Raw genomic sequence first — 24,371 nt, 5'->3', positions numbered from 1 at the left:
AGACCGATTCATCAATAACTAATCAAGTATAAGGCCATAGTCGCCACGAAGTTCTCGATCAACCAAGTGAAATCGTTCTAGCGCCAGTTGTTGCCAGTGAGACTCTTCTATATGCTCAAGCAATATTACTTGGAAGCCCCCATAAGAGTCCATGCTTTTCACAAAACTATCCATTTCAACCAAAACGGCATCGAGACTCTTTATGTCATCCGTCGGCGCACCTGATGTAGTGAAATACGGCGTGCTTGGCTGATCAAGCACAAGAAACGACGGCATCCAAGTCGTGCCCCGCAACTTAGCAATCTGGTGAATGGAAAGAAAATAAGCAAGATGCAAGTAAAGGTAATTCGACGCACTGCCTATATCCGGCATTTTTTCAAACATGTCGAGATTTCTTGAGTATAGGTGAATAAGTTTCTCGGACTCACTGAAATAAGCCTTAAAATCGTCGTAACCTTTAAGCTTCAAGCGAACAATTTTTTCGTTGATAAAATCATCTAATTGGCGCTTAACCATTTCTACACGTACATTGTCATCCTCTAGCTCCCCTCGGAGTTGAGTGATTTGCTGATCGAGCTCCTCTTCGTCAATCTCTGGAGGAGAGTTGACTTCGGAGGCGTATAAAGCCACCTTTGCCTCGAGGCGCCCCAAATATCTGAAATAATCCCTCGGAGTGGCTCGGTTAATACTTCCACTCTTTAGAGCAGCAGCCCTTGCCTCCAGAGAATTTATTTCTTCACTGTTGCTTTTTATCATCTCCTCAACCTCCCCAAAAAAAGGAGCAAACTTCTTGGTTTGCAGCTTTTTCCGCGTGCTGGTTAATTCAGACTGAAGGTGCGAGATAAGGTCGTTCGCAAACCCGGATGGAAATATGAGATTAGGATTGGCGTTAATAGCATCGATCGGCTTTAAAGCGTCTTCCGCCAATTTGGCCTCTAACGTATACAAATTCTTTACATTTAAAAAGTCGGAGTATTTTTTATTTTTTGCCCTGATTGAAAAAATTCTTCTCTCAATGTCTTCAAGTTCGGCAATGTTCGGGGCGGGCCGATCGACTGATGCTATGAGGCCTTTGAGCGCTGTAAGTGCGAGATCAGAAGAGGCTGGCACGTCCTCAAGCAGCCCCATATCTTGAGCCTCAAGCGCAAGGGACGATATTTCATCCGAGAATACTAGCCGTTTTTTGTCGAATGCCTCAAGCTTTTTGATTATCGCAGCTTTCTTCTGCTCCAACTCGCCTAGCTTTGCTTTAATAAGTGATGTTTTAGCGCTTTCTATACCGAGCGCCATTCGAAAGGTACGCTGAATGCCTTCCTGGAACCTATTGTCGCTAGGCTTTATATACAAATACTCAGGTGAGGCAATAGTGGTTTGATCCTGGTAGCAATGACCAAGAAAGTTTCTAAATGATACTCTCGAGCCTGCCCTGATGTATTTTCCACCATATGGAACTCGAAGATCGGAATCGATACCGAATGCAGTGTTAATAATCCTTTTAAGATGATCGATCTTTATGTTAAAGCTTGGAGCTTCCGGAATCAAACCGTTTTCGCTATAAAAGGCATAGCTTTCGCTGATATTCTCTTGAGACGGTCTTGCAACTGTGATTGCATTATCATTGATCTTCAAGCGAAGACCATACCAATTTACTTTAGAATCAATATTGGCCTTTGAAATTCCTTTAGCCTCGCTTGAGAGCAGGCAGTAATCTATGATATGTAGGATGGAAGACTTCCCTTTCCCGGAATCCCCAGTAATAACGTTGACATGGTTTTCCTTGAGCTCCAAATTTCTGAGGATCCCATTTTTTTGCCATAGCAAAATGTTGACAATCTGTATTGCGTTCATACTGGAATCCTAAAATTTCCATAAAGTTCGACAGGATCTTCCCGGAGGATTTTTGACGTATTTGGTGCTGCCAGCGAAATATCAGCCGCTATTGATCCGTACTCCTTCGCGTCAATTCCTGAATAGATTACACTTCCAAGCTCAAGATACCCGCCGGCCAAGCTTGCAATACCCAATTCGATAGCGAGTATCTGGCTATTTAGCGACGTAATTATAAGATCCTGATATAACGTCCGAACACCTAGCAAGTCGTTAGGGTGCGAAAGAATAAAGTCTTTACACCCAATGATTTTCGTGTTTTTGTTTTTTAGTGTTGCTCGTATTCTTTTATTAAAAAGCAATGGCAACACCAAAAGAGAATTGGGTAGGGTAATTTTTTGTTCTGGGCAGTATCGTAGAACCTCTTGAATTGCGATGCTTCCGAGAACCTCATTATCAATTAAAGATCTCACTTCTTATACCTCTTCTCCCAATCTTTCCGCCAGCCAATGGATGGAGCATCAGATAGCTTTATGAATTTTCCTTTGCATACTTCTTCAGGCAGGGCATGCCTATTTAAACTTAGGGACTTACCCAACGATTGTTGGTAGCATGTTTTCGCCGCTTGGATGTGAAGGGCTTCATCAGCGTCAATATCTTGATGCGTACTCTTGTGGACAGATTTCCAAGCGAGAGTAGCTTGTGTTTCAATTCGTCGGTTTTCAGCGTCACTGAACGTGCCTCCTTTTTTCAATTCTGCAAGGAGATTTTCGGTCACGACCATTTCAATGCCATGATCAAATATGTCCACGGTGGAAACACCGAGATCACTGAGTTGCTCACTGAAGGTACTGTTAAGAAACGAAAGCTCGGTCGTATCTAGCTCGCCGTACCGCTCATAATACAAGTCAAAGTCAGCTTCAAGTTGGCATGCGAGTCGCAATATTCTATTGAATCCCATTTCAATTCTGAACGTTTCGTAGTCAATTTCGACTTTCTTTGATTCTTTAATGGTTTCAAACTTGAATGTCTCGAACGCACCAATGAGATGGTTTCGAGCATCATCAATTCGCTCGATAGGAATGGCAAAAAATTCCAGCCTGGAATTGATCAAGCCAATAATACTTCCCTGATCTGCATGAAATTCAAAACGATCCAGAATATAGTGGATGTCCTTCGGGTTCGCCGAAGCCAACTCTTGCACATATTTTAAAATTTTATTCGGAGAAAAATCTTTCCCCTTATCGCCCTTCTTTTTTAGGTCCTTTTCTTTGATGTCAGCCAATATTTCTTTAATCGACGAAATAATTGCGTCCTTGTTAATTTTCGGACTTTTTAGAAGATCGATAAAGCTTTGATTACCTAACCCTTTGTTTGTATATAATACAAAGCTAATTGCTTTGCCTTCAGGAAGCTCGGGAATGGCCTTGTACCAATTGTATAGGGTTTTCCAGAGATCGATGTCACGCTCAGCGACATTCCCCCCTAAAAGACTATGCTTGACTTGAATTAAGCTAATTCCATCCATAATACTTTCGACATGGATGTCATCATAAATTTCCAAGCCTACCCTACCACCTTCCTCTAGCCAAAGTAGCTTATGTATTAAGACCAGGTCCTGAAAATCAAAACCTATTGATTTTTTATCAGCTGCGGTGCTGTCGAGATGGCTCATGTACAACCTGGCTGGCAGATAAGGTCGCCGCGTCAATACCTAACGCTCTTGTGTTTCTCGAAATTGAATCGACGATTACTTTGATACTTCACTCATGACCTGAAGTATAGCCAAATCGTCGGCTTTCTGAGCTTGGGGGATGAATTTGATGGGACTTGAGCGTAGCCCGACACGCCAAAACAGGCAAACTGTACCCATCCTATCCTGATTCTCGGCGACCCGTCTATCAAAGTGACGTTCATGTAACCACCTTCATGGACACTCGCAGAAACGCCGTCAGGTTCCGACATCGCCTTCGACCGTACGTGGCTTATTTTTCTTTCATCGACAATCGACACCATCACTCCCGGCGATCTGTTCCCCGTTGAGCACGCAAATAAATGCTTACGCCCACTCCACAGCCAACAACTCGGCCTGTTGCAGCACCGTCTGCACAGCCTCTTCCTGTTGGTCCGGAGGGTACTTGTATTTCCGCAGGATCCGCTTCACCATCAGCCGCAGCTTCGCCCGCACGCTCTCACGCTTCTCCCAATCGACGCTCACGTTCTGGCGCAGGCTCTCGGTCAGCTCATGGGCGATCTTCTTCAGCGTTTCGTCACCCAGCAGTCGGACCGATGCTTCGTTGTTGGCGAGAGCATCGTAGAAACGAAGTTCGTCCTCGTTCAGACCAAGCTGGTCGCCACGGCTTGCCGCTTCCCGAAACTTCTTCGCCATCTCGATCAGCTCTTCCATGACCTGTGCGGTCTCGATTGAACGGTTCTGATAGCGGGTGATGACATTGGCGAGCAACTCGGAGAATTTTTTCCCCTGCACGACGTTCCCGCCAAAGCGGCTCTTGATCTCACCCTCCAACAGACGTTCCAGCAGTTCGACAGCGAGGTTTTTCTCAGGAAGGTTCTGAACCTCGGCCAGGAAGTCGTCGTCAAGGATCCCAATGTTCGGCTTATCAAGACCGACCGACTCGAAGATGTCCACAACGTCCTCGGACACCACCGCCGACCCGATGATTTGCCGGATCGCCAACTCCCGTTCCTCGTCCGTGCGCTTTTTCTGGACGATGTCCCGCTTGGTCAGCAACACCTTCACCGCCTGGAAGAAGGCGACCTCTTCCCGCACCGCCTTCGCCTCGTCAAGCGTGCAGCACAGCGTGAAAGCCTTGCTCATCGCCAAGGCCACATCAGCGAAGCGCTTCTTGCCGTCCTTCTGACCCAGCACGAAGTTCGCAGCACCCGCCAGCAGCTTGTGACCGCCGATCAGGAAATTGCTGTAGTCGAAGCCGTGTAGCATGGATCGCAGGACGTCGAGCTTCTCTTCGAGCACGGCATAGGCCTCGTGAGCATCGACGGTAGGTCGGCCCCGACCGTTGCTGGCCGTATATTCTTTCAGCGCCTGTTTCAGATCATTGGCGATGCCGATGTAGTCGACCACCAATCCGCCTTGCTTGTCCTTGAATACCCGATTGACCCGTGCGATTGCCTGCATCAGGTTATGCCCCTTCATCGGCTTGTCGACATACAGGGTGTGGACGCATGGTGCATCAAAACCCGTCAACCACATGTCACGCACGATCACGATACGCAATGGGTCGGCAGGGTCCTTGAAGCGTTTCTCCAGTCGCTTTTTGACTTGCTTCGAATAGATGTGTGGCCGGAGCAACGCCTTGTCGGACGCCGAGCCCGTCATGATGATCTTGATCGCCCCTTTTTCGGGATCCGGATCATGCCATTCCGGACGCAGCTTCACGATCTCGTCGTATAGGTGAACGCAGATCTCCCGGCTCATGGCGACAACCATTGCCTTGCCGGGTTGGGCCTTGTCACGCTCCTCGAAGTGCCCAACGAGATCCGCGGCAACGCTCTCAATCCTAGGCTCAGCACCTACTACCTTTTCGAGCGCAGCCCAACGGGTTTTCAGCTTGGACCGCTCATCGTCTTCTTCGTCTTCGGCGAGCTCGTCAACTTCCTCATCGATGTCGGGCAGTAATTCTTCCTTCAGCCCGAGTTTGGCGAGGCGAGATTCATAGTAAATGGCAACAGTGGCCCCATCATCTCGGGCCTGCTGCATGTCGTAGACGTGGATGTAATCGCCGAAGACGGCACGGGTGTCACGGTCTTCCTTCGAAACGGGGGTCCCGGTAAAGGCAACGAACGTGGCGTTCGGCAGTGCATCTCGCAAATGCTGGGCGTAGCCGACCTGATAGCCTTTGTTGTCGCCCTTGAACTTCGCTTCGAACCCGTATTGGGTGCGATGCGCTTCGTCAGCGATCACAACGATATTGGTTCGATCGGAGAGTACCGGGAAGATGTCTTCGTCTTCGCCCGGCATGAACTTCTGGATCGTTGCAAACACGATGCCGCCAGAAGGACGGTTCGCCAGCTTGGCTCGCAAGTCCTGCCGTGTCCCAGCCTGCACAGGCTCCTCACGAAGCAAATCATGCGCAAGCGAAAACACGCCAAACAGTTGACCGTCGAGATCGTTCCGATCGGTGATGACGACGATGGTCGGATTCTCCATCGCCGTTTCCCGCATAACCCGAGCCGCAAAACAGGTCATCGTGATGCTCTTCCCGCTGCCTTGGGTATGCCAGACGACGCCGCCCTTCTGACTGCCGCCCGGTCTTGACGCTGCTACGACCTGGGCGATAGCGGCACGGACAGCATGAAACTGATGGTATCCGGCGATCTTCTTGACGAGGCCACCGTCGTCCTCGAACAAGACAAAGAAACGAAGGAAATCCAGCAGGTATGTCGGCGCAAGGACACCCCGGATCAGGGTTTCGAGCTCGTTGAACTGACCGAGCGGATCCAGCGTTACGCCATCAATGGTGCGCCATGCGAGAAAACGTTCCGAGTTGGCCGAGAGGGACCCCATCCGTGCTTCACTACCATCGGAAATCACCAGGATCTCGTTGTACTGGAAGACGTCGGGAGTCTGTGCCTTGTACGTCTGAATCTGGTCGTAAGCCTTCCAGATGTCGGCGTTTTCGTCAGCGGGGTTTTTCAACTCCAGCAGGACCAGTGGCAAACCGTTCACGAACAGGATGATGTCGGGCCGGCGGGTGTGTTTCGGGCCTTTGATCGTGAACTGGTTGATCGCCAGACACTCGTTGGCGGAAACGTCGCTGAAGTCGATGAGCTTCACGAAGTCGCCACGGTTCTCGCCGTCCTTCGGGTATTCGACGGGAACACCGTTGACTAGCAGATTGTGGAAGATACGATTGGCAGACAGTAGAACCGGTGTGTCGAGGTTCAGGACCTGCCGCAGCGCATCTTCCCTTGCTGATTGAGGAATACCCGGGTTCAGCCGATTGATCGCATTGCGCAGCCGATCTGTCAGAAGCACTTGCCGATAGTCGCTTCGTTCAGGCGAGTCGCCGTCGGAGGCGATATCAGGGCCGTAGAGTTGCGTGTAACCGGCTTCGGTGAGCCAGTCGAGCGCTTCTTGTTCTAGTTGGTCTTCGGTCATGGATTCTCACGGCCCCGTCGTTTTAGGTGCTCTTTACGCCGCGTCTTCCAGCAACGCTTCAACTTCGGGGATGCGAAGCTGGCCGGAGATTAGTCGGGGTAGCAGCGTTTCTCGGACCTCTGCAAGTGATTCGGCGCGTGTGACGTTTAGCTCAGCCTGCTTGCGCATTGATACAGTCATGTCTTCAAACGCTCTTGCAACAGGCGCTGGTGCACAAACAAAGCGAGGAATTTCCATACCCTCGATCTTCAGCATATTTACCGTACTTCCGTTGGCACAGCCGATTACTTGCTCCCGAACGGCTGGCGACATCAGCAGATAATAGAGAACATGCGGTGTAAGGGGGCTTTCAGGCCGAATCGTCAGGCGGTACAGGTGGTGCGAAAAAATACCGGTGTCATACCTCTCCGGCACAATAGCAGGGAAGCCAATAAGACGATGCTGATGGCCCTGTTCTGTATTCGTAACAATGATGTCTCCGGCGTGCGCCACATGTCGCTCTTTAAAATCTCCCCTGTAGAATTTGATGCCAGGATACTTGTAACCGCCCCCCTCGTATACCGAGTTCAGGTTATGCATTGGCCGCCCCTCATCAGGGGAGCACAAGCCGGCACCCTTGTAACTCAAGCCGCGTTCTGCTCGGATATGCTCGAACAGCGTCGATACGGTCCATTCCCTTGGCACCAACCCCAGCTCCGACTCATCAAAACCATCCGGGAACAGCGCAGCCGAATCCGCGTCCAGCCCTTCAGGCTCACGGCCTTCTGCCTTGGCACGCACGGGGTCGAAGTCGATGAACCAAGACTTGAATAGCGCTTGGGCGATGGCTTCGAGGGTGGCGTTGGTTTCACGAAGCAGGGCGATGCGGTCGTCGAGGGCGAACACCATTTCGGCAATCTGCGCTCGTTCATTCTCCGGGGGAATCGGAATTGGCAGAGCCTTGAGGTCCTTCAGGTTGATCGTTGTTTGTACGGTCGTATTTGCCCGACTATTTAGTAGATGCTGAGACAAGGGCGAACGCAAGCACAGCGAAATCCATTCCGGGCCGATTTCCGAGATCGGTTGAACGACACTCACTGCCCTCGCAACGTTGAAGCCCGACAGCTCTCTTGACGCAATCGCCACCTGTCCAACCGATCCAACAAGCGTCACCAAGACCTCTCCGCCCTTCAGTCGAGTCCGGGCGTATTTCGCTTCGATGGCTGGTGAAATTTTCATCAAATCAGTCAGATCGATCCGACCGTCTCGAAAATTGTTCACTCGTACTATTGGGACACCTTCGCTTTGTGCGGTTCCCGGTTGGACTACACCATAACTAACTGATCTATTCACAACGCAGGCATCAAGGCTTTCGTACATCCAGCCGTCCGGAAGCGCAGGTAAATTAAAACTCATACCCGAGCCCCCCCAGCTTCTGCCGAATAAGCGCGTCGAGCTCAGCCCCCTTGGCCATCTGCTCCCCCAGCTTCTCGGTCAGCTTCTGCATCTTCTCGGCGAAGGCCTCGTCGTCGTCCTCAACCTCTTCCGCACCGACGTAACGACCAGGCGTCAGCACATGCCCATGCTCAGCGATTTCCGCCAAGCTCACACTGCGACAGAATCCGGGTACGTCTGCGTAGGTCGTTTTCGCTTCCGCATCGCCACGCCATGCATAAACGGTGTCGGCGATCTTGGCGATGTCCTCGTCTGTCAGCTCGATCTGCACACGGCTCACCGACTGGCCAAGCTTGCGAGCGTCGATGAACAGCACCTCGCCCTTGCGGGTGGTCTTTTGCTTGGCGAGGAACCAGAGGCAGGCAGGGATCTGCGTGTTGAAGAACAACTGGCCGGGCAACGCCACCATGCACTCGACCACATCGGCCTCGACCATCGCTGCCCGAATTTCGCCTTCGCTGTTCTGGCTGGAGCTCATCGAGCCGTTCGCCAGCACGATACCTGCACGGCCCGTCGGTTTCAGGTGATGCAGCATGTGCTGCAACCAAGCGTAGTTGGCATTGCCCTGCGGCGGTGTACCGTAGACCCAGCGTGGATCGCCTTCGAGGCTTCCATGCCACCACTCCGAAACGTTGAACGGCGGATTGGCAAGAACGAAGTCGGCACGAAGATCGCTGTGCTGATTGCGGGTGAAGGTGTCTGCCGGTTCCTTGCCCAGGTTGAAGTCGATACCACGAATGGCCAGATTCATCGCCGCCAGACGCCAAGTGGTCGGGTTCGATTCCTGGCCATAGATGGACACGTCGCCAAGCTTTCCACCGTGCGCTTCGATGAACTTCTCGGACTGAACGAACATACCGCCAGACCCACAGCATGGGTCATAGACCTTGCCATGATGGGGAGCGAGCACGGCTACCAATGTCTTGACGATGCTGGCCGGCGTGTAAAACTGGCCGCCTTTCTTGCCTTCGGCGCTGGCGAACTGGCCGAGGAAGTATTCATAGACCTGGCCGAGAATGTCTCGGGCGATACTCGCATCGTTGCCGAAACCGATCTTCGAAATGAGGTCGACAAGCTCACCGAGTTTCCCGTCGGGTAACTGTGCTCGGGCGTAGCGCTTGTCGAGGATCCCCTTCAGCTTCGGGTTTTCTGCCTCAATAGCCGACAGTGCTTCATCAATGCGCTTGCCAATGTCGGCCTGCTTGGCCTGAGCACGCAAACTTTCCCAACGGGCAGCCTCGGGCACCCAGAAAGCATTGACCTCCCTGTAATAGTCTCGATCGTCGAGCTCCGAGGCGAGAAGTTCGGTGTCGCTGTCCGGCAGGAAGTACTCGTCGTTCGGGTCAAGGAAGCGGCGGCCCAGTTCGTCACGTCGCCCCTGAAAGGCGTCTGAAATGTATTTGACGAAAATGAGACCGAGCACGATGTGCTTGTACTCGGCGGCGTCCATGTTGGCCCTGAGCTTGTCGGCGGTGGCCCACAGCGTTTTTCGGATGTCTTCGATCATCGGTAGAATGTTCAGGGGAATGTCAGATGGGCGTCATTATGACGCTTAACGGCTGAAACGTATCGCCTACGGGTTCCGTAACCACGCTGCTAAAGTTGCGGAACGGTTTGCCGTGGACGGGAGTTGCGTGCCAGAAGGTCCATATCGAAACGCAAAGCATGGCCAAATCGTCGGTATACCGGGAATTCGAGGCTTCGCCATGAGATTCGAACGATGTATATCGAGTAATTCGTTCCGTGTTTACCCTCGTTTTTTAAAAGGACACGTCGATGAAAGGTCTTTCCAAGGAAATTTCCGACATTAAAGAAGCCTTCAAAGACTATGAGCGCCTGCTCGCCGAGGGCTTGCTTCAGTCGGCTGCATACGCACATTTGAAGAAGGACTTTGGACCAGCAAACGAGCTTTTACGAACCGTTCCCGAATTAGATCGGGAGGCGGTTGTTGCATGGTTCGAGAAAGCTGACCTTGTGGTTTGCCGAACCCAGTCTGACGTTGCGGTAAGTGGCGTAAACGCGGTTGACGATGTCCAACAGGTCTTGCGGACTATGAAAAAGGTCCCCGTCTTTCCGGACGACTCTCCGGGGCAAGCACGTTCCGTTTTCATACGAACGGTGAGCGGGGGGCTGCCTTCACTGGGAAAGCGAGCAAAGTAATCCGTTGACGAGCTGATCGCCGCAGGTTGGGCTGTTGATTTACGAAGGGAACAAACATGCAGACCGTTGCGGTTCTGGACTTTGAAACAACGGGACTCTCACCGGCTCAGGGCGACCGAGCCACGGAAATTGCTGTCATTCTTTTGCGTGACGGGCAAATAGTCGCCCGTTACCAGAGTTTGATGAACGCAGGCAGACGTATCCCATCCGATGTCGTGAATCTGACGGGCATCACTAACGAGATGATTGCGTCGGCACCTTCCGTGTCGAAGGTAATGCGTGAAGCAGCCCTGTTCGTCGGCAAACATCCAGTCGTGGCTCACAACGCTGGCTTTGACCGCAGGTTTTGGCAAGCTGAGCTGGCGCTTCTGCGGATGTCCGCAGATCATTCCTTTGCATGTACGATGCTCGCATCAAGACGTATCTACCCACACGCTCAAAGCCACCGGTTATCAAGCCTGGCGGAGATGCTGCGATTGCCCAAGTCCGGGCGTGCGCACAGGGCGATGGTCGACGCTGAGATGACCAGTCACCTGTGGCACCGACTACAAGACGATATTGCCCAAACCTACGGACTGAGCCTAGTCGATCACGCGCTCATCGCACGTGTGCAGGCTACCAGTAAGGCTAAGGTTCCGACACTCCTGCGCTCGCTAAATGGAGGCCCCCGCTCCGACCAAGCGGCAAGTCATAGTAAGCCGCGTTCTTGCGCAGACGAAAACTGATTCGGGAAAGCAAGGCTAGGCCTCACGGAATGACGTCGTGGTGGCCAAACACATGCCCGAGTCAGAGCCGGCAACGCCCCCAACGTAGCGGAAACCTGGGCACAATGGAATGCATGTCATAGCTGCTGCGGGTTATTACTATCTGACCATCGCTACAGAGAATACCGGCTTATTTGAGAACTCTATGGGGCTTCATGGGCGATAGAAAAATAAAATGCGATGATGTGTAAATTCGGCGGCCTCGATTTCGAATCTAGAGTCTGGTCCACTCTTCACTCATAACATGCGCGTCTGTATTCATCGGGGAAGCAAGCAAATCGGCGGAAGCTGCGTTGAACTTGAAGTCAGCGGGCAGCGTCTCGTGATTGATCTCGGCTTGCCGCTTGATGCGGAAAGCAAAGATCGCGTGCATCTGCCAGTCATCGAGGGGTTGGACGGCACGGATCCGTCGCTCCTCGGCATCCTGATCTCTCATCCGCATCTTGACCACTACGGGTTACTCGCACATGTCTCGCAAAACGTAAAAGTCGGTCTGGGGCCCGCTGCCCGACGGATGTTGAAGGCGGCGTCCGATTTTGTTCCGGGCGACTGGCCGATTCCGGTTCCGGGCTGGGATTATGAATCGGGGAGGACATTCGAGGTTGGCCCGTTCCGGGTGACGCCGTACCTCGTCGACCATTCGGCTTACGACGCCTATGCATTGCTGATCGAGGCAGAGGGAAAGCGGCTGTTCTATAGCGGCGACTTCCGTGGTCACGGACGAAAGTCCGGATTGTTCGAGAAAATCGTAGCGAATGCGCCGCCTGATATAGATGCGCTTCTTGTGGAGGGTTCATCGCTCAGCAGGCTTGGAGCCGAGGATGTCTTTCCAACGGAGGGCGGCGTCGAGGCCCAACTGGCAGATACGTTTCGGGAAACCAGGGGGCTGGCTCTAGTTCACACGTCGGCGCAGAACGTGGATCGCCTCGTTTCCATTTTTCGTGCAGCTCGAAAGACTGGACGCACGTTGGTGATCGACCTGTACGCCGCCGCCGTGCTGGAAGCGACAGGAAATACCAACCTTCCCCAATCGGACTGGAAGGACATGGCCCTGTTCGTTCCCGAGGCGCAACGGTTGCATATCAAGAAGAACAGTCTGTTTGAACTCTTGGCGAGGCACTCGAAAAACCGAGTCTTTGTGTCGGACTTGAAAGTTGATCCGGGAAAGTACGCTCTCCTCTTCAGGCCATTACATCGTAAAGACCTCGAACGTGGCGAGTGCCTTGCGGATGCCCGTTACGTCTACTCGCAATGGGAGGGGTACTGGGACCTCGGGATGTACGACAACCTGCGCATATGGGTGGAGTCGCATAGTATTCCCCGCGTCAGCGTCCACACGTCGGGGCACGCTTCACCCAAAGATCTGAAGACGTTCGTGGAGGCGCTTGCGCCGAAGCGAGTCGTTCCAATTCACAGCTTCAAGCCCGAGTTGTATCCGCAGTTATTTGACAACGTAGAACCGCACGCCGATGGCGAATGGTGGAATGTTTGAGGATCGCAATGAACAAAATCAAAGCCCCCAAAGGCAGTATTTTTCGTCGAGCCATGTCGCCGCAACTTAAGGCAGCCCTCACATCAGACAACGTGCCTGCCTGGTGGAGGGCAATGGTCAGTGATCCAGAATTATTCGTTGCACCCCGTGACGGCTATCTGAACGTCTACTACAAAGGCAACAGCCTAGTGCGGCTCATAGCATCGTCAGATGGTCAGTTGGTCGGAGAGGTTCACTACAAGTATTTGTTGCGCCCCGAACTGGCGAACGCATATTGGAAGATGACTCACGACGGCAAGTTGGGCAACGGGGACGTCAGTAACTTGCGTCTAAGCGACTTCTTTCATGACCTCAACGACCTGGCTAGTTTGAAACGAGCGAGCAAGAATTTCTCGGGCGTGGAAAAGTCAGGTATTGCGAAAATACTAGCCCGGAATCCCAATGTGATTGACCTTGAGGTTGCGTTTGGTACGCCGCCCGACGGTGGCGAAGAAAAATCGAAGATCCCAAGGATTGACCTGATTGCCGCCCATAGACATGAGGACGGTGTGGCGCTGGCGTTCTACGAGGCGAAGGATTACGGCAACGTGGAGTTGCGTTCGAGCGAGCCGAAAGACGTACCTGTCCTCAACCAGATGCGCAAGTATGAGGAGGAGATCAGTCGCCGTAGGGTGGAAATCGCCGAAGCGTACCGGAATCATTGTCAAGATCTGCTTGAGATACTTCCTGTGAGCAACACGTCTCACAAGGGCGGCGGGGATTCATTCTCGGCAAGGCGAGAGCTTCTTGAGTTCGTTGCCTATCATCCCGAAAAGCTCTATATCGCCTTGCAGCCTCGCTTGCTGGTATTCGGCTTCGACCAGGCGCAGAAAACCCATGCGGGCTGGAAGATCCACCTCGAGAGGCTTGAGGGTGGCCTGTCGGAGAGCCGCGTTATAGCGATGGGTGACCCGGCAGGAATTCGCCTCGACGGCCACTTGCCGCCGGGCACAGAGGTATGGAAGTATCAGCGGGCCGAAGGTTCTGCATTACATGATGCGAGCGCCTAGCCGATGTGAGCTGACGCAACTCGGCCTGCGGTTCATTGATGGCATCGGGCAGCGCCCAGCCAGCGAGTGGGCCGAACCGAACTTTCTGGTGCCCGGAATTTCGTTAGAGGCTGCAAAGGAACTTGGCGAACGATACGAACAGAATGCGATTGTCTGGTGCGGGGCTGATGCCGTGCCGGATTTGGTGCTGTTGCGGTAAGAATCCTCACGGATGCGTGCGATGTCCGTCACTAGCTGCCGAGGAAGACCATATTTGGAATCTACGAATTTCTTCGGATTCCGTACCAACCCAATGCGGGAGATCCCAAGCAACGTTTCGCCCCTCGAAAGCTCATCCCTCACCTTATCAATAATGCGCCTCTGCCGTGACAGCCAAGACGGCAGCGTGACAACAACAGAAGCGAAAAAAACCTTGCCAAGCATGCGATGTGACAATGTGACAGATGTGACAGACGAACAATACAAACTTAAAGGGCGTCGGGAAGACAGATGGCTACTGCCTGCCTTGGCCGCCCCACTTCCCGGAGACTTGGCATTGAATTTTGGGCAGGTCACATTCGTCACCTTGTCACAACCCTTTATTGACAAGGACTTTTCCAAATAATGGGGCGTAACAGCCCCGTCACAGCCGTCACACCCTTACCCGTTACGCTGCCTGCGTCCCATCGTCGTATGCCGACGGTTGCGGGGAGTATCCGACGATCCGGCTGCTGATCTTCCATGCTCGAATCGAGCCTACACCCGGTACCCGGACCGTACTGCTTGTACCGCCAAGCAACAATCCATGCCCCCTCAGCACTTCCGCCACGAACTTATGGTCCAGCCCATCGCAAAGCCGATTCCGGAATGCTTCAGGCAGGACATAGAAGACCCCTTCTTCGACATCAACGTACCCGGCCCGGTTGACGACCGTCCGCCACTCGTCCAATTCACTGCCGACGCCTCGAACGATCCGCTGGAAGGCGGACTGTCCATGCTGCTCGAAAAATTGCTGAACCTGCTGCAATGCCTGCGTTTCCTCGGCGGCCTCGGTACCACCACGTTCTCGAATCCACGCGTCAAAGCAGCGCTTCATCATCGAGGTGGGCGAGCCGCTAGCCCAGCCTCCGATGCCAGCCTCAACGGCAAGTTCTCCAGCCAGCGCCAGCAATGCGAAACGCCGGGCCGCCCGCGTCACCTGTCCGCCGCCATCAACCTGAAACTGGGACTCAAGCTCACAGAGCCGCTGTTTCAGTTCGGCGCAGAACGCCTGGTACCGTCCGTCCGAAACCTTGTCCGTCAGAAACGTCAGCCACCGATCGCCAGCCACGCCGTAAACCTCACTGGTTGCTGCGTTGAGATGATCGGCCAAGGCCCTGCTGTTCACGAACCCGTCCAGCGACTCGAACAGCCCGAAGTTGCGCCCCGCATCAGCCGGTATATTCAGCAGGCGAACGTCCATACCAGCTCGCCCCTTCTTACCCACTGACTCGATGTGTTGCTGCAACGGAATCTCTCCAGTCGACATGAAAAGAAGCCGCCATTGATAGAGGCGACCGCCTGCCCCGGTACGAGTCATGCGAACCTTCCCTTGCCCGTTACCAAGCATATAGACGGCCTCTCCAGCCTCCAGAGGCGTCGCCTGGTTCATCTCGTCCAACAACAGAACGCAGTCGTTCAAGCTTGCCGCAACAGCTTCGAGACCATTCGACGTAGAGCGCCACGAACGAATGAGTCCCATTACACGACCCAAGACGGATGCAGCAAGCCGCATCGCCGTAGTCTTGCCCACGCTGCTTGGCCCGACCAGATGGAACCCACCAGCCTCGATACCAAGCAAATGCAGAAGCAGTGCCGCCAGCGACAGGCACACGGCGAGCATAAGACGGGAATTTCTTTCGCAGTGCCGGCCAATCTGCGCATTCCACTCTTGAAGCGTACCACGCTGCTCAAACGCAGCGCATGCCGGAGCGTCCGGGTCGAGAGCCACAGTTTCTGCCCCGTGCCCGTACACACGATTCGCCTGTACGTAGAGAGCGCCGTTCCAGCCCACGCTACGTACCAGATCATGCGTGTCGCGGGTGACGGCATGAGCAAGGTAGTCATGAAACTCGGCCCAGTTATAAACGATCACGCCGAGATCGTTAAAGGTCTCCCGAAAAGCCTTGGTATCGGACAGCATCGCCCGCCGCACGATGATAGTTTGCTGCTCGCCGTCGGGCTTATGCAAGCGCAGTTCGAGGCTCCACCCGGAGCTTCCGTTATCCCGAAGCTGTCGGAGGATCTCGACACGGGAAGACACATTCACAGGCACCAATTCGCCCTTCTGATACTTCCACACCGTCACACCTTCATCGTCCACGGTATAGCCCCTCCCCGGCGCCCAAGTCACCGGATCCCCGCCCCCAACCGTAACGATCTGCCTCGCCTGCCCATCGTTCCCGAGCGGGACAGGCACGTCGACCACCGAGTTCTTCACCCAATCTGCAATGACGTTCGCGGCAATACCAGACTGAGCGACATCGGCAACGTCCCACCCTTTCAGCTCATCGGCCTTCTCGTCATACGCCCAGCCCTGAAGTTCGCAAAGGCTGCGAATAACCCTTTCGGCGTCGACGACCTTGATCTGGGTAGACGGACCTGTCGCACGAATCAGTTCGATCACCTGGTCCTGATATCTGAGGCCAGCCTCGTCGTTGTCGGGCCAGATCGCAACCGGACGCCCTGCAAGCGGGGACCAATCGGTCTTGGCCGCAGCCTTCGCACCGCCCGCAGACGTCACAACCACCATCGGCCCCAGCCCTCGCAGAGCGAGAGCCGCCTTTTCGCCTTCGACGACGAACACCGGCACGACCTGATCACCCTCGACCAAATCCCTCAAGCCGAAGAGCGGGCGCAGGCCGTGCGGCATACCACCAGTCCAGTGCAGCGAGCCATCCCCCCGACGCTTGACCTGCAACGTGCAGAAGGTTTTCTTTTCGTCAGCCTGACGCAGGCGCAACTGGACAAAGCACAGGCGACCGTTCGCGTCGACGTAGTCGTATCGATCCTCGAGGATCGAACCACGAGGCACGAACTGGCGAGCATCAAGCTCCGGGCTCCCTTCGGGAATCGGGGACATGAGCTCGTTGTGAGCCGCCTGATGAACAACCGGCTTACGAAGCACCGGAACGTCATCCGCCTTCGACGGCATCTCGACCTGCCGTTTCTGGAGTTCGTCCAACAAACGCTTCGCGGCTGCCGTCATGCCACAATCCCAGACGTAAGCAGCGAGGGCGATCAGATCACCGCCTTTGCATTCGTCGTCGCAGGCGAAATCAGCGAAGACGCCCGTCTCCGTGTTGATCGAGAACGACCCAAGCTCACAGTCATCACGACGCGGATTGTAGGCAACGAATTCCCTGCCTCGGCACTCGCCTTCTATGCCAAGGATATCGACAACCTCGTCGAAGTGTTCAAGCGCAACGGCGGCGATTTGCTTGAAGGGCACCGACGGGATGGCAGCGGTGAGGTCCTGAAGGTCCTTCAGCGTGACAGACTCGTCATGGGGAAAGACCGTTTGGTTGATCGCCGGGATGATGATGTCGCTCATTCGAGTTCCCCAGCCAAACCGCACGGGATATTCCCGATGCTTGACCATCTCGGGAGATAATTCAGTTGATTCTTCAGCTGCGGAACGGCAGCGGCAGCTCTGGGACAGGTACTAATGTTCATCATTGTCTATTTCCTTGTTAAGAGTTCACAGCGATGCGCTACGAACTGAGAACTTTAGGGATTCGACGAGATGAATTCGACAGGCAGAACGCCTACCTGATTTTTCCGGTCATTTGGGTGTCGGGCACGGCGCTCAGCTCTTTACGGATAGCGCATTCAGAAAGGTGTGCACCGTGACGCTGTTGAAAATGCGAGGTAGGTCCATGCGCAATTCGTCGAGTGCGCTTTTGGACGGTGCTTCCGATTGTTCCCCTCGGGAGGTCTGAACACGACGAGTCAGCCTCGCGGTCACCACCGGTCGGGGGATGTGTTTGTCCCTCAGGCGGGCGAGCATCTGCATATCAAAGTATGGCACCACACCGCGTGTGCCCCACTTGGCCGCTTTCTGTTGCAGTGTGTTCCCGAACGGATTTTCGTGTGGGGCACGAGTTCTCCACGTCGTGAGCCAGCGCCTGAAGTCGTCCTCCAGAACTTGGTCCGTCGCATGGAGATCGACTTGGAGGTGGGCGTAGCGGCGCCACGTGTGATCGTGCTGCTGCACGGCTTCGTCAACGCTTGATGAGTAATCAATGACGCTCTTGTCGTCCGCCCGGTCTTGCGAACCGCCAGCCGTGCTATCGCAAGTAAGCGATAGTGAATCGGTTAGGGCGAAGTGATTGCCAGCGGTGAGCAGCTTGACGCTGCCCTGACTGGCCGGGTGTGATTTTCGGACCGCGATGTTAAAACCCAACGGCGTGAGTGGCGCGGCCTGCAGTTTTTCGAATTGCTCGACAACGAATTGTTGTTCTCCCGCGTTCAGGAACCTGGTGAGTTCAACCCTATCAAGTAGCACGGTCGACCAAAGATGCAAATCACCGGTCTCGAGCGGCATGTAATTACGGCGATCGAGCCAACGAAACTCGTCCAGGCTCATCAAGCGGTTCTTTGGTGTGCGGCCCATGAGGAGTAAGAGGCGGTTAGAGGTCAGTACTGCCGTGCCATAATTGATGCTACCGGCGGACGGGTGTGGGTCCAGCGGAGTCGTGGCGATGATGTCATGACCGGGGCGGGAAGCGATTCTGGTCAGATCGCTATCGCCTTTGCTGCGGCTTGGAATCGACCTGTTGTGTCGCAAATTTTGACCGACAGATGGATCTCGAGAATGGTCTTAGTGCGATTCACAGCTTTGAGGCACAAAGCACGCCATCCTCGGATCCGCAGTTTTCCCCGACAAGGTGCGCCGCGTCACCTACCTTTTCGCATCGCCCTGTGACCTATAATGCGAAACGACTTCGCAACTGCCAAGCCGTTTCTTGTCCAAATCCTGTCCAAAATGAGCCTGGACAGCGGACGAACTGAATCAGGAGCCCGGTCACGAACTACCGCAACATCAGCGAATGCACAGCTGCGAGAGCGGATTAAACCCCTGATTTAACAGGGGTTTTCACTCCCACTCGATCGTAGCTGGCGGTTTCCCGGAAATGTCGTAGACGACCCGGTTGATCCCGCGAACCTCGTTGATGATCCGGTTCGACACGTGCCCGAGCAGTTCATGCGGCAGATGCGCCCAATGCGCCGTCATGAAGTCGAGCGTCTGCACCGCGCGCAGCGCGACGACATATTCGTAGGTGCGCCCATCGCCCATCACGCCAACGCTCTTCACCGGCAGAAACACCGCAAACGCCTGGCTCGTCAGGTCGTACCAGGACTTGCCGGTTTCCTTGTCGATGAAGGTGCGCAGCGTTTCGATGAAAATGGCGTCCGCGCGACGCAGCAGGTCCGCGAAATCGCGCCGCACTTCGCCGAGAATCCGCACGCCGAGGCCCGGGCCCGGGAACGGATGGCGATACACCATCGCCGGCGGCAGGCCGAGCTTCACACCCAGTTCGCGCACTTCGTCCTTGAACAGTTCGCGCAGCGGCTCGAGCAGCTTCAGATTCAGCGTCTCAGGCAGGCCGCCGACGTTGTGGTGGCTCTTGATCGTGTGCGCCGCCTTCTTGCCCTTGCCTGCCGACTCGATAACGTCCGGATAGATCGTGCCCTGCGCCAGCCACTTCGCGTCGGTGAGCTTCGCCGCTTCGGCCTGGAACACTTCGACGAATTCGGCACCGATGATCTTGCGCTTCGCTTCCGGATCCGTCACCCCAGCCAGCTTCGACAGGAACGCTTCGCTCGCATCGACGTGAATCACCTTCACGCCGAGGTGATCGGCGAACGTCGCCATCACCTGCTCTGCTTCATTGAGACGCAGCAGGCCGTGATCGACAAACACGCAGGTCAGCTGGTCGCCGATTGCGCGATGCAGCAGCGCCGCCGCCACGGACGAATCCACACCGCCCGACAACCCCAGAATCACATGTTCGCTGCCCACCTGCTCGCGGATCTTTTCAACGGCTTCGTCGACGTAGTGGCCCATCTCCCAGTCCGGCTTCGCGCTACAGATGCCGAGCACGAAACGCTCGAGCATCGCGCGGCCCTGCACCGTGTGGGTGACTTCCGGGTGCCACTGCAAACCGTAGAAATGACGTGCCTCGTCGGCCATCGCGGCCACCGGGCACGATTCCGTCGACGCCATCAACCTGAACCCCGGCGGCATTTCCAGCACCTTGTCGCCGTGGCTCATCCAGACCTTCAGCATGCCGTGACCTTCGTCGGTGCGGAAGTCCTCGATGCCTTCGAGGAAGCTCGTATGGTTGCGTGCGCGCACTTCGGCATAACCGAATTCACGCACGTGGCCGCTGTCCACCTTGCCGCCGAGCTGCTCGGCCATCGTCTGCATGCCGTAGCAGATACCCAGCACCGGCACACCGAGTTCGAACACGGCTTGCGGGGCGCGCGGCGTGTCGGCGTCGACAACCGAATTCGGGCCGCCCGACAGGATCACGCCCTTCGGCGCGAATTCGCGGATGAATTCGTCGCTAACGTCGTACGGGTGAATTTCCGACAGCACGTGCGCCTCGCGGATGCGTCGTGCGATCAGTTGGGTGACTTGCGAACCGAAGTCGAGAATCAGGATCTTGTCATGCATGGCAGCGGACGGAATCAAAAGTGAACGGATAGGGAAAGCCGCGCAGGAAGCGCGGCTGTGAATTCAAAAGCCGGCAACAAGCGGCGCGCGGCAGGGCGACTCTGGAACAGCCGTCAACGCAGCTCCAGGCAGGCGTCGCGACGGCTGGAACTCGCAGGTCTGGCAAAACGGGCAGGCAGAATGCGGGAGCGTCGGCAGGTGGCGCGAACGTTCGCCGGTCACCCATGGAACGGAGGCCGCGGCGCGCCGGGCGAATCGGCCGCGGCGTCGCGCGCTTCGTCGGCTGCGGTGTGGGGCTGCGTCGTGCGCGTCTCGACAGTCCGGGTCTCGGCCGTGACGACGCCAGGCTGGTGCGCCGCCGTGAAGTCCGGCTCGACCCGGCGGCCCGTTGCGGGAATCACCGGAGGTGAAACCTTCATCACAGGCTCCGTCTGGTAGACATTAGCCTCGCGCGCCTTCGCGGTCTGCGGTTCAGCCTTTTCGGCCTTCTCAGCCTGCTTCTGTTCGCGCCCGGTCGCCCCGGCCCCGGCGGCCTGCACCTTCTCGCGCCGCCGCACCGCCGCAGCAAGCCGCACGCCACCCAGGCCGAACAGCACGAGCGCCACGGCGACCACCGCGCCAACCAGCTGCCCGAAAGCACTCAGCGAAGGCGAACGCAAAGCAACCAGCCAGACCAGCATCAGGACGCCCGTCAGCCAGTTGACGTGGCCGACCGTCCGGGCGACAGCCCGAGTCATTGCACCGTCGATCGACGCATGCAGCGCGAGCCACGCGAGACCCAGCAGCGCAATCCCGAAGCCCTGCCCGACCAGCGCAGGCTCAACCTGCGCCAGTTGCAGCGCGTTGTACAGCGACGTCCAGGGCGTCAGCAGAAACAGCAGCCCGAATGCGAACAGCAGCAACGCATCGATGACGAGTACAACGCGCAGCAATGGCTTCATTGGCGATTAGTCCACGTGGTAGTTGGGGGCTTCCTTCGTGATCTGCACATCGTGCACGTGCGACTCGCGCATGCCCGCCGACGTGATTTCCACGAACGACGCCTTGTCGTGCATTTCGTCGATCGTACGGCAGCCGCAGTAGCCCATGCTGGCGCGGACGCCGCCGATCAGCTGGAACAGGATCGCGTTGACCGTGCCCTTGTACGCGACGCGGCCTTCGATGCCTTCCGGCACGAGCTTGTCGATGTTCGCGGAGTTGTCCTGGAAGTAGCGATCGGCGGCGCCGTCCTTCATCGCGCCCACCGAGCCCATGCCGCGGTACGACTTGTACTGGCGGCCCTGATACAGGAACACGTCGCCCGGCGCTTCTTCGGTGCCGGCGAACATGCTGCCCATCATCACGGCGTTCGCGCCGGCGGCCAGCGCCTTGCTGACGTCCCCCGAGAAACGCACGCCGCCATCGGCGACGACCGGCACGCCAGAGCCCTTGAGCGCATCCGACACGTTCGCGATTGCACTGATCTGCGGCACGCCGACACCTGCAACGATGCGCGTCGTGCAGATCGACCCCGGGCCGATACCGACCTTGACGCCGTCCGCGCCGTATTCGACGAGCGCCTTCGCGGCATCCGCCGTGGCGATGTTGCCGCCGATCACCTCGACATGCGGGAAGTTCTTCTTGACCCAGCGGACGCGCTCCAGCACACCCTTGCTGTGACCATGCGCCGTATCGACGACGATCACGTCGACGCCGGCCTGCACCAGCAGTTCCACGCGCTCTTCGTTGTCCGCCCCGACGCCGACCGCAGCGCCTGCGCGCAGCTTGCCGTGTTCGTCCTTGCAGGCGTCCGGGTGCTCGGTCTGCTTGGTGATGTCCTTGACGGTCATCAGGCCCCGCAGTTCAAACGAATCGTTGATGACCAGCACGCGTTCCAGACGGTGGCTGTGCATCAGCGCCTTGGCTTCGGCGAGCGGCGTGCCTTCCTTGACCGTCACGAGGCGTTCGCGCGGCGTCATGATCGTGCGGACCGGATCGTCCAGACGCTCCTCGAAACGCAGGTCGCGATTCGTGACAATGCCGACCAGCTGTGCACCTTCGACGACCGGAAAGCCCGAAATGCCATGCTGCCGCGACAGCGCGATCACGTCGCGAACCTTCATCTGTGGCGGAACCGTGATCGGATCGCGCACGACGCCCGACTCGAAACGCTTGACCTTGGCGACTTCGCGAGCCTGTTCGGCGGGCGTGAAATTCTTGTGAATGATGCCAACACCACCCATCTGCGCCATTGCGATAGCGAGGCGAGCTTCGGTGACCGTATCCATGGCAGCGGACACGAGGGGCATGTTCAGGGAAATATTACGGGTCAGCCGGGTCTTGAGGCTGGTGTCGCGCGGCAAAACGTCGGAGAAAGCCGGGACGAGGAGCACGTCATCGAACGTGAGTGCTTTTTGGATCAGACGCATGGCAAATCCTATAGGCGCAAAAGCGAATTATACGCGATACCTCCCCGGTTTTCACTGCGCGAACAGCAGCTTAGCGAATTTTCGAAGATTTTTTCGGGGTTCCGGGACCGGTCAATTTCGGTTCGCGGTTCAGGTCGCTTTCGATCCGGTTTCGTTTGCGCGTTCGGGTGCACAGCGCCGGATTGAGTTCGGTCCGGCACTTCCGGGGAAGCGAAATGCAGGATTGAACAAGACGGGCACTCCCCCTGCCGTGTTAACCTGCGCGCCTTTCCAGCAATTCGATTCGAGGTAGCAATGCAGCGCGGTGTGGCATATGGCGTGATGGCCGGGGCTTTATGGGGCATGGTTTTTCTGGTGCCGCGGCTACTGCCCGATTTTTCACCGCTGCTGCTCGGTGCGGGCCGCTACACGATGTATGGCGTCGTCTCGCTCGTCGCCGCGCTGCCGGCCGCGCGCTCGCTGCTCGCCCGCCTGAGCCGCGAAGACCTCCGCGCGCTCGTCACGCTGGCGCTTGCCGGCAACATCCTTTACTACATCCTGCTGACGAGCGCGGTGCATATGATCGGCATCGCGCCGTCGTCGCTGATCGTGGGCGTGCTGCCGGTCACCGTGACGCTGCTCGGCCGGCGCGACCACGGCGCCGTGCCGCTCGCGCGCCTCGCGCTGCCGCTTGCCATGGTCGTCGCCGGCATCGCCTGCATCAATATCGATGTCTTTACGGTCGACGGCGGCAGCCCCGGCAGCGTCCTGACGAAACTCACTGGCCTCGCCTGCGCAACCGGCGCGCTGGCCTGCTGGACATGGTTCGCGGTTGAAAACGCCCGTTATCTGCAGCGCAACACCCGTTTTAGCGGCAATGAATGGTCACTGCTGTGGGGCGTCGTGACGGGCGGGCTTGGTGCGGCGCTCTGGGTCGTGATCGCCCTGTTGCCTTCTGGCGCGCTCCAGATGCCGCTCGCGGACGAACGCTGGCATCTGTTCTGGATGCTGAATCTGGTGCTGGCGATCGGCGCTTCGTGGCTTGGCAACGGGCTGTGGAACGCGGCGTCAAAGCGGTTGCCGCTGACGCTGTCGGGTCAGTTGATTGTGTTTGAGACACTTTTTGCACTGCTCTACGGCTTTATCTACGACCACCGGATGCCGAGGCCGCTCGAAATAGCCGCCATCGCGCTGCTCGTGGCCGGCGTGAGCTGGTCGGTGCGGCAGCACGCGGATGATGGGTCGGACAGCACGACCATCGAGGAAAAAGCGCAGGTGTCGGCGCACTGATCCGTCGGGATCACGCACGCGGATGGCGGGTGCCGGGTGGCGGGTGGCGGGTGGCGGGTGGCGGGTGGCGGGTGGAGGTGGGCCAGCATTTTGCCGCTGCAGCGGCGACCGATGCACAGTTCGCGACA

At 56.3% G+C, this 24,371-nt stretch carries 17 protein-coding genes and 1 pseudogene; 7 read left to right on the top strand and 11 right to left on the bottom strand.

The genetic code is table 11. The features are described from left to right. Positions 1-18: 18 nt before the first annotated feature. The 6 genes from P3T23_RS21645 to P3T23_RS21620 all read right to left on the bottom strand — a co-directional run bounded on the left by P3T23_RS21645 (position 19) and on the right by P3T23_RS21620 (position 9,908). On the bottom strand, positions 19-1,848 hold the full coding sequence (locus P3T23_RS21645; RefSeq protein ID WP_429318165.1) for a DUF3732 domain-containing protein: 1,830 nt from the start codon (positions 1,846-1,848) through the stop codon (positions 19-21). Then, positions 1,845-2,300 carry a three component ABC system middle component gene (locus P3T23_RS21640; protein ID WP_429318164.1) on the bottom strand — a complete coding sequence of 152 codons (456 nt, stop codon included), beginning with the start codon at positions 2,298-2,300 and terminating at the stop codon, positions 1,845-1,847. The genes P3T23_RS21645 and P3T23_RS21640 overlap by 4 nt, the downstream gene beginning before the upstream one ends. Then, a complete protein-coding gene (locus tag P3T23_RS21635; protein WP_429318163.1) occupies positions 2,297-3,502 on the bottom strand; it encodes a hypothetical protein in 1,206 nt (401 codons plus the stop codon). The genes P3T23_RS21640 and P3T23_RS21635 overlap by 4 nt, the downstream gene beginning before the upstream one ends. 384 nt (positions 3,503-3,886) lie before the next feature. After that, the gene (locus P3T23_RS21630) at positions 3,887-6,967 is read right to left on the bottom strand and encodes a type I restriction endonuclease subunit R (RefSeq protein WP_429318162.1); all 3,081 of its coding nucleotides are present in this window, start codon (positions 6,965-6,967) and stop codon (positions 3,887-3,889) included. 33 nt (positions 6,968-7,000) lie between these two features. Next, entirely contained in the window at positions 7,001-8,362 is a 1,362-nt protein-coding gene (locus tag P3T23_RS21625) for a restriction endonuclease subunit S (RefSeq protein WP_429318161.1), read from the bottom strand. Then, on the bottom strand, positions 8,352-9,908 hold the full coding sequence (locus P3T23_RS21620; protein WP_429318160.1) for a type I restriction-modification system subunit M: 1,557 nt from the start codon (positions 9,906-9,908) through the stop codon (positions 8,352-8,354). Before P3T23_RS21620 ends, P3T23_RS21625 begins: the two co-directional genes overlap by 11 nt. Before the next feature lie 269 nt (positions 9,909-10,177). Here P3T23_RS21620 and P3T23_RS21615 point away from each other — a divergent pair, with 269 nt between their 5' ends. From P3T23_RS21615 to P3T23_RS21590, 6 genes and pseudogenes are all read left to right on the top strand, one after another. After that, complete coding sequence (locus P3T23_RS21615; RefSeq protein WP_429318159.1) at positions 10,178-10,561, top strand: hypothetical protein; 384 nt, start codon at positions 10,178-10,180, stop codon at positions 10,559-10,561. Positions 10,562-10,617: 56 nt separating this feature from the next. Beyond that, positions 10,618-11,286: a 3'-5' exonuclease gene (locus tag P3T23_RS21610; protein ID WP_429318158.1), complete on the top strand. Its 669-nt coding sequence runs from the start codon at positions 10,618-10,620 to the stop codon at positions 11,284-11,286. Positions 11,287-11,569: 283 nt separating this feature from the next. After that, a complete protein-coding gene (locus tag P3T23_RS21605; protein WP_429318157.1) occupies positions 11,570-12,817 on the top strand; it encodes an MBL fold metallo-hydrolase in 1,248 nt (415 codons plus the stop codon). Between the two features lie 8 nt (positions 12,818-12,825). After that, entirely contained in the window at positions 12,826-13,866 is a 1,041-nt protein-coding gene (locus tag P3T23_RS21600) for a hypothetical protein (RefSeq protein WP_429318156.1), read from the top strand. Between the two features lie 7 nt (positions 13,867-13,873). Next, positions 13,874-14,065: pseudogene (locus P3T23_RS21595) on the top strand (DUF3293 domain-containing protein); the annotation flags it as partial. Positions 14,066-14,119: 54 nt separating this feature from the next. Then, positions 14,120-14,470, top strand: coding sequence for a hypothetical protein (locus P3T23_RS21590; protein WP_429318155.1), 351 nt, complete (start codon positions 14,120-14,122; stop codon positions 14,468-14,470). A gap of 42 nt (positions 14,471-14,512) precedes the next feature. On the opposite strand, the gene P3T23_RS21585 is transcribed toward P3T23_RS21590, so the two are convergent. The 5 genes from P3T23_RS21585 to guaB form a co-directional block, all read right to left on the bottom strand. Continuing rightward, positions 14,513-17,437, bottom strand: a complete 2,925-nt coding sequence (locus P3T23_RS21585) for a DUF927 domain-containing protein (protein ID WP_429318154.1) — start codon at positions 17,435-17,437, stop codon at positions 14,513-14,515. A 255-nt stretch (positions 17,438-17,692) separates the two neighbouring features. Continuing rightward, complete coding sequence (locus tag P3T23_RS21580) at positions 17,693-18,472, bottom strand: DUF6387 family protein (RefSeq protein WP_429318153.1); 780 nt, start codon at positions 18,470-18,472, stop codon at positions 17,693-17,695. Between the two features lie 510 nt (positions 18,473-18,982). Next, a complete protein-coding gene (gene guaA / locus P3T23_RS21575) occupies positions 18,983-20,566 on the bottom strand; it encodes a glutamine-hydrolyzing GMP synthase (protein WP_429318152.1) in 1,584 nt (527 codons plus the stop codon). 218 nt (positions 20,567-20,784) lie between these two features. Further along, positions 20,785-21,507 (bottom strand): hypothetical protein, encoded by a 723-nt coding sequence (locus P3T23_RS21570; protein ID WP_429318151.1) that lies wholly within the window; start codon positions 21,505-21,507, stop codon positions 20,785-20,787. A 6-nt stretch (positions 21,508-21,513) separates the two neighbouring features. Next, the gene (gene guaB / locus P3T23_RS21565; protein ID WP_429318150.1) at positions 21,514-22,974 is read right to left on the bottom strand and encodes an IMP dehydrogenase; all 1,461 of its coding nucleotides are present in this window, start codon (positions 22,972-22,974) and stop codon (positions 21,514-21,516) included. 294 nt (positions 22,975-23,268) lie between these two features. Here guaB and P3T23_RS21560 point away from each other — a divergent pair, with 294 nt between their 5' ends. Next, the gene (locus tag P3T23_RS21560; protein ID WP_429318149.1) at positions 23,269-24,243 is read left to right on the top strand and encodes a DMT family transporter; all 975 of its coding nucleotides are present in this window, start codon (positions 23,269-23,271) and stop codon (positions 24,241-24,243) included. The last annotated feature ends 128 nt before the right edge of the window (positions 24,244-24,371 follow it).

The organism is Paraburkholderia sp. GAS448, assembly GCF_050435685.1.
Taxonomy (GTDB): domain Bacteria; phylum Pseudomonadota; class Gammaproteobacteria; order Burkholderiales; family Burkholderiaceae; genus Paraburkholderia.
This window is presented reverse-complemented; position numbering and strand designations above follow the sequence as displayed.

Excerpts from the sequence above, each read along its gene's own strand:
- P3T23_RS21645 (WP_429318165.1), bottom strand. The coding sequence starts at position 1,848 with ATGAACGCAATACAGATTGTCAACATTTTGCTATGGCAAAAAAATGGG.
- P3T23_RS21635 (WP_429318163.1), bottom strand. The coding sequence starts at position 3,502 with ATGAGCCATCTCGACAGCACCGCAGCTGATAAAAAATCAATAGGTTTT.
- P3T23_RS21630 (WP_429318162.1), bottom strand. The coding sequence starts at position 6,967 with ATGACCGAAGACCAACTAGAACAAGAAGCGCTCGACTGGCTCACCGAA.
- P3T23_RS21625 (WP_429318161.1), bottom strand. The coding sequence starts at position 8,362 with ATGAGTTTTAATTTACCTGCGCTTCCGGACGGCTGGATGTACGAAAGC.
- P3T23_RS21620 (WP_429318160.1), bottom strand. The coding sequence starts at position 9,908 with ATGATCGAAGACATCCGAAAAACGCTGTGGGCCACCGCCGACAAGCTC.
- P3T23_RS21615 (WP_429318159.1), top strand. The coding sequence starts at position 10,178 with ATGAAAGGTCTTTCCAAGGAAATTTCCGACATTAAAGAAGCCTTCAAA.
- P3T23_RS21610 (WP_429318158.1), top strand. The coding sequence starts at position 10,618 with ATGCAGACCGTTGCGGTTCTGGACTTTGAAACAACGGGACTCTCACCG.
- P3T23_RS21605 (WP_429318157.1), top strand. The coding sequence starts at position 11,570 with ATGCGCGTCTGTATTCATCGGGGAAGCAAGCAAATCGGCGGAAGCTGC.
- P3T23_RS21600 (WP_429318156.1), top strand. The coding sequence starts at position 12,826 with ATGAACAAAATCAAAGCCCCCAAAGGCAGTATTTTTCGTCGAGCCATG.
- P3T23_RS21585 (WP_429318154.1), bottom strand. The coding sequence starts at position 17,437 with ATGAGCGACATCATCATCCCGGCGATCAACCAAACGGTCTTTCCCCAT.
- P3T23_RS21580 (WP_429318153.1), bottom strand. The coding sequence starts at position 18,472 with ATGAGCCTGGACGAGTTTCGTTGGCTCGATCGCCGTAATTACATGCCG.
- guaA (WP_429318152.1), bottom strand. The coding sequence starts at position 20,566 with ATGCATGACAAGATCCTGATTCTCGACTTCGGTTCGCAAGTCACCCAA.
- P3T23_RS21570 (WP_429318151.1), bottom strand. The coding sequence starts at position 21,507 with ATGAAGCCATTGCTGCGCGTTGTACTCGTCATCGATGCGTTGCTGCTG.
- guaB (WP_429318150.1), bottom strand. The coding sequence starts at position 22,974 with ATGCGTCTGATCCAAAAAGCACTCACGTTCGATGACGTGCTCCTCGTC.
- P3T23_RS21560 (WP_429318149.1), top strand. The coding sequence starts at position 23,269 with ATGCAGCGCGGTGTGGCATATGGCGTGATGGCCGGGGCTTTATGGGGC.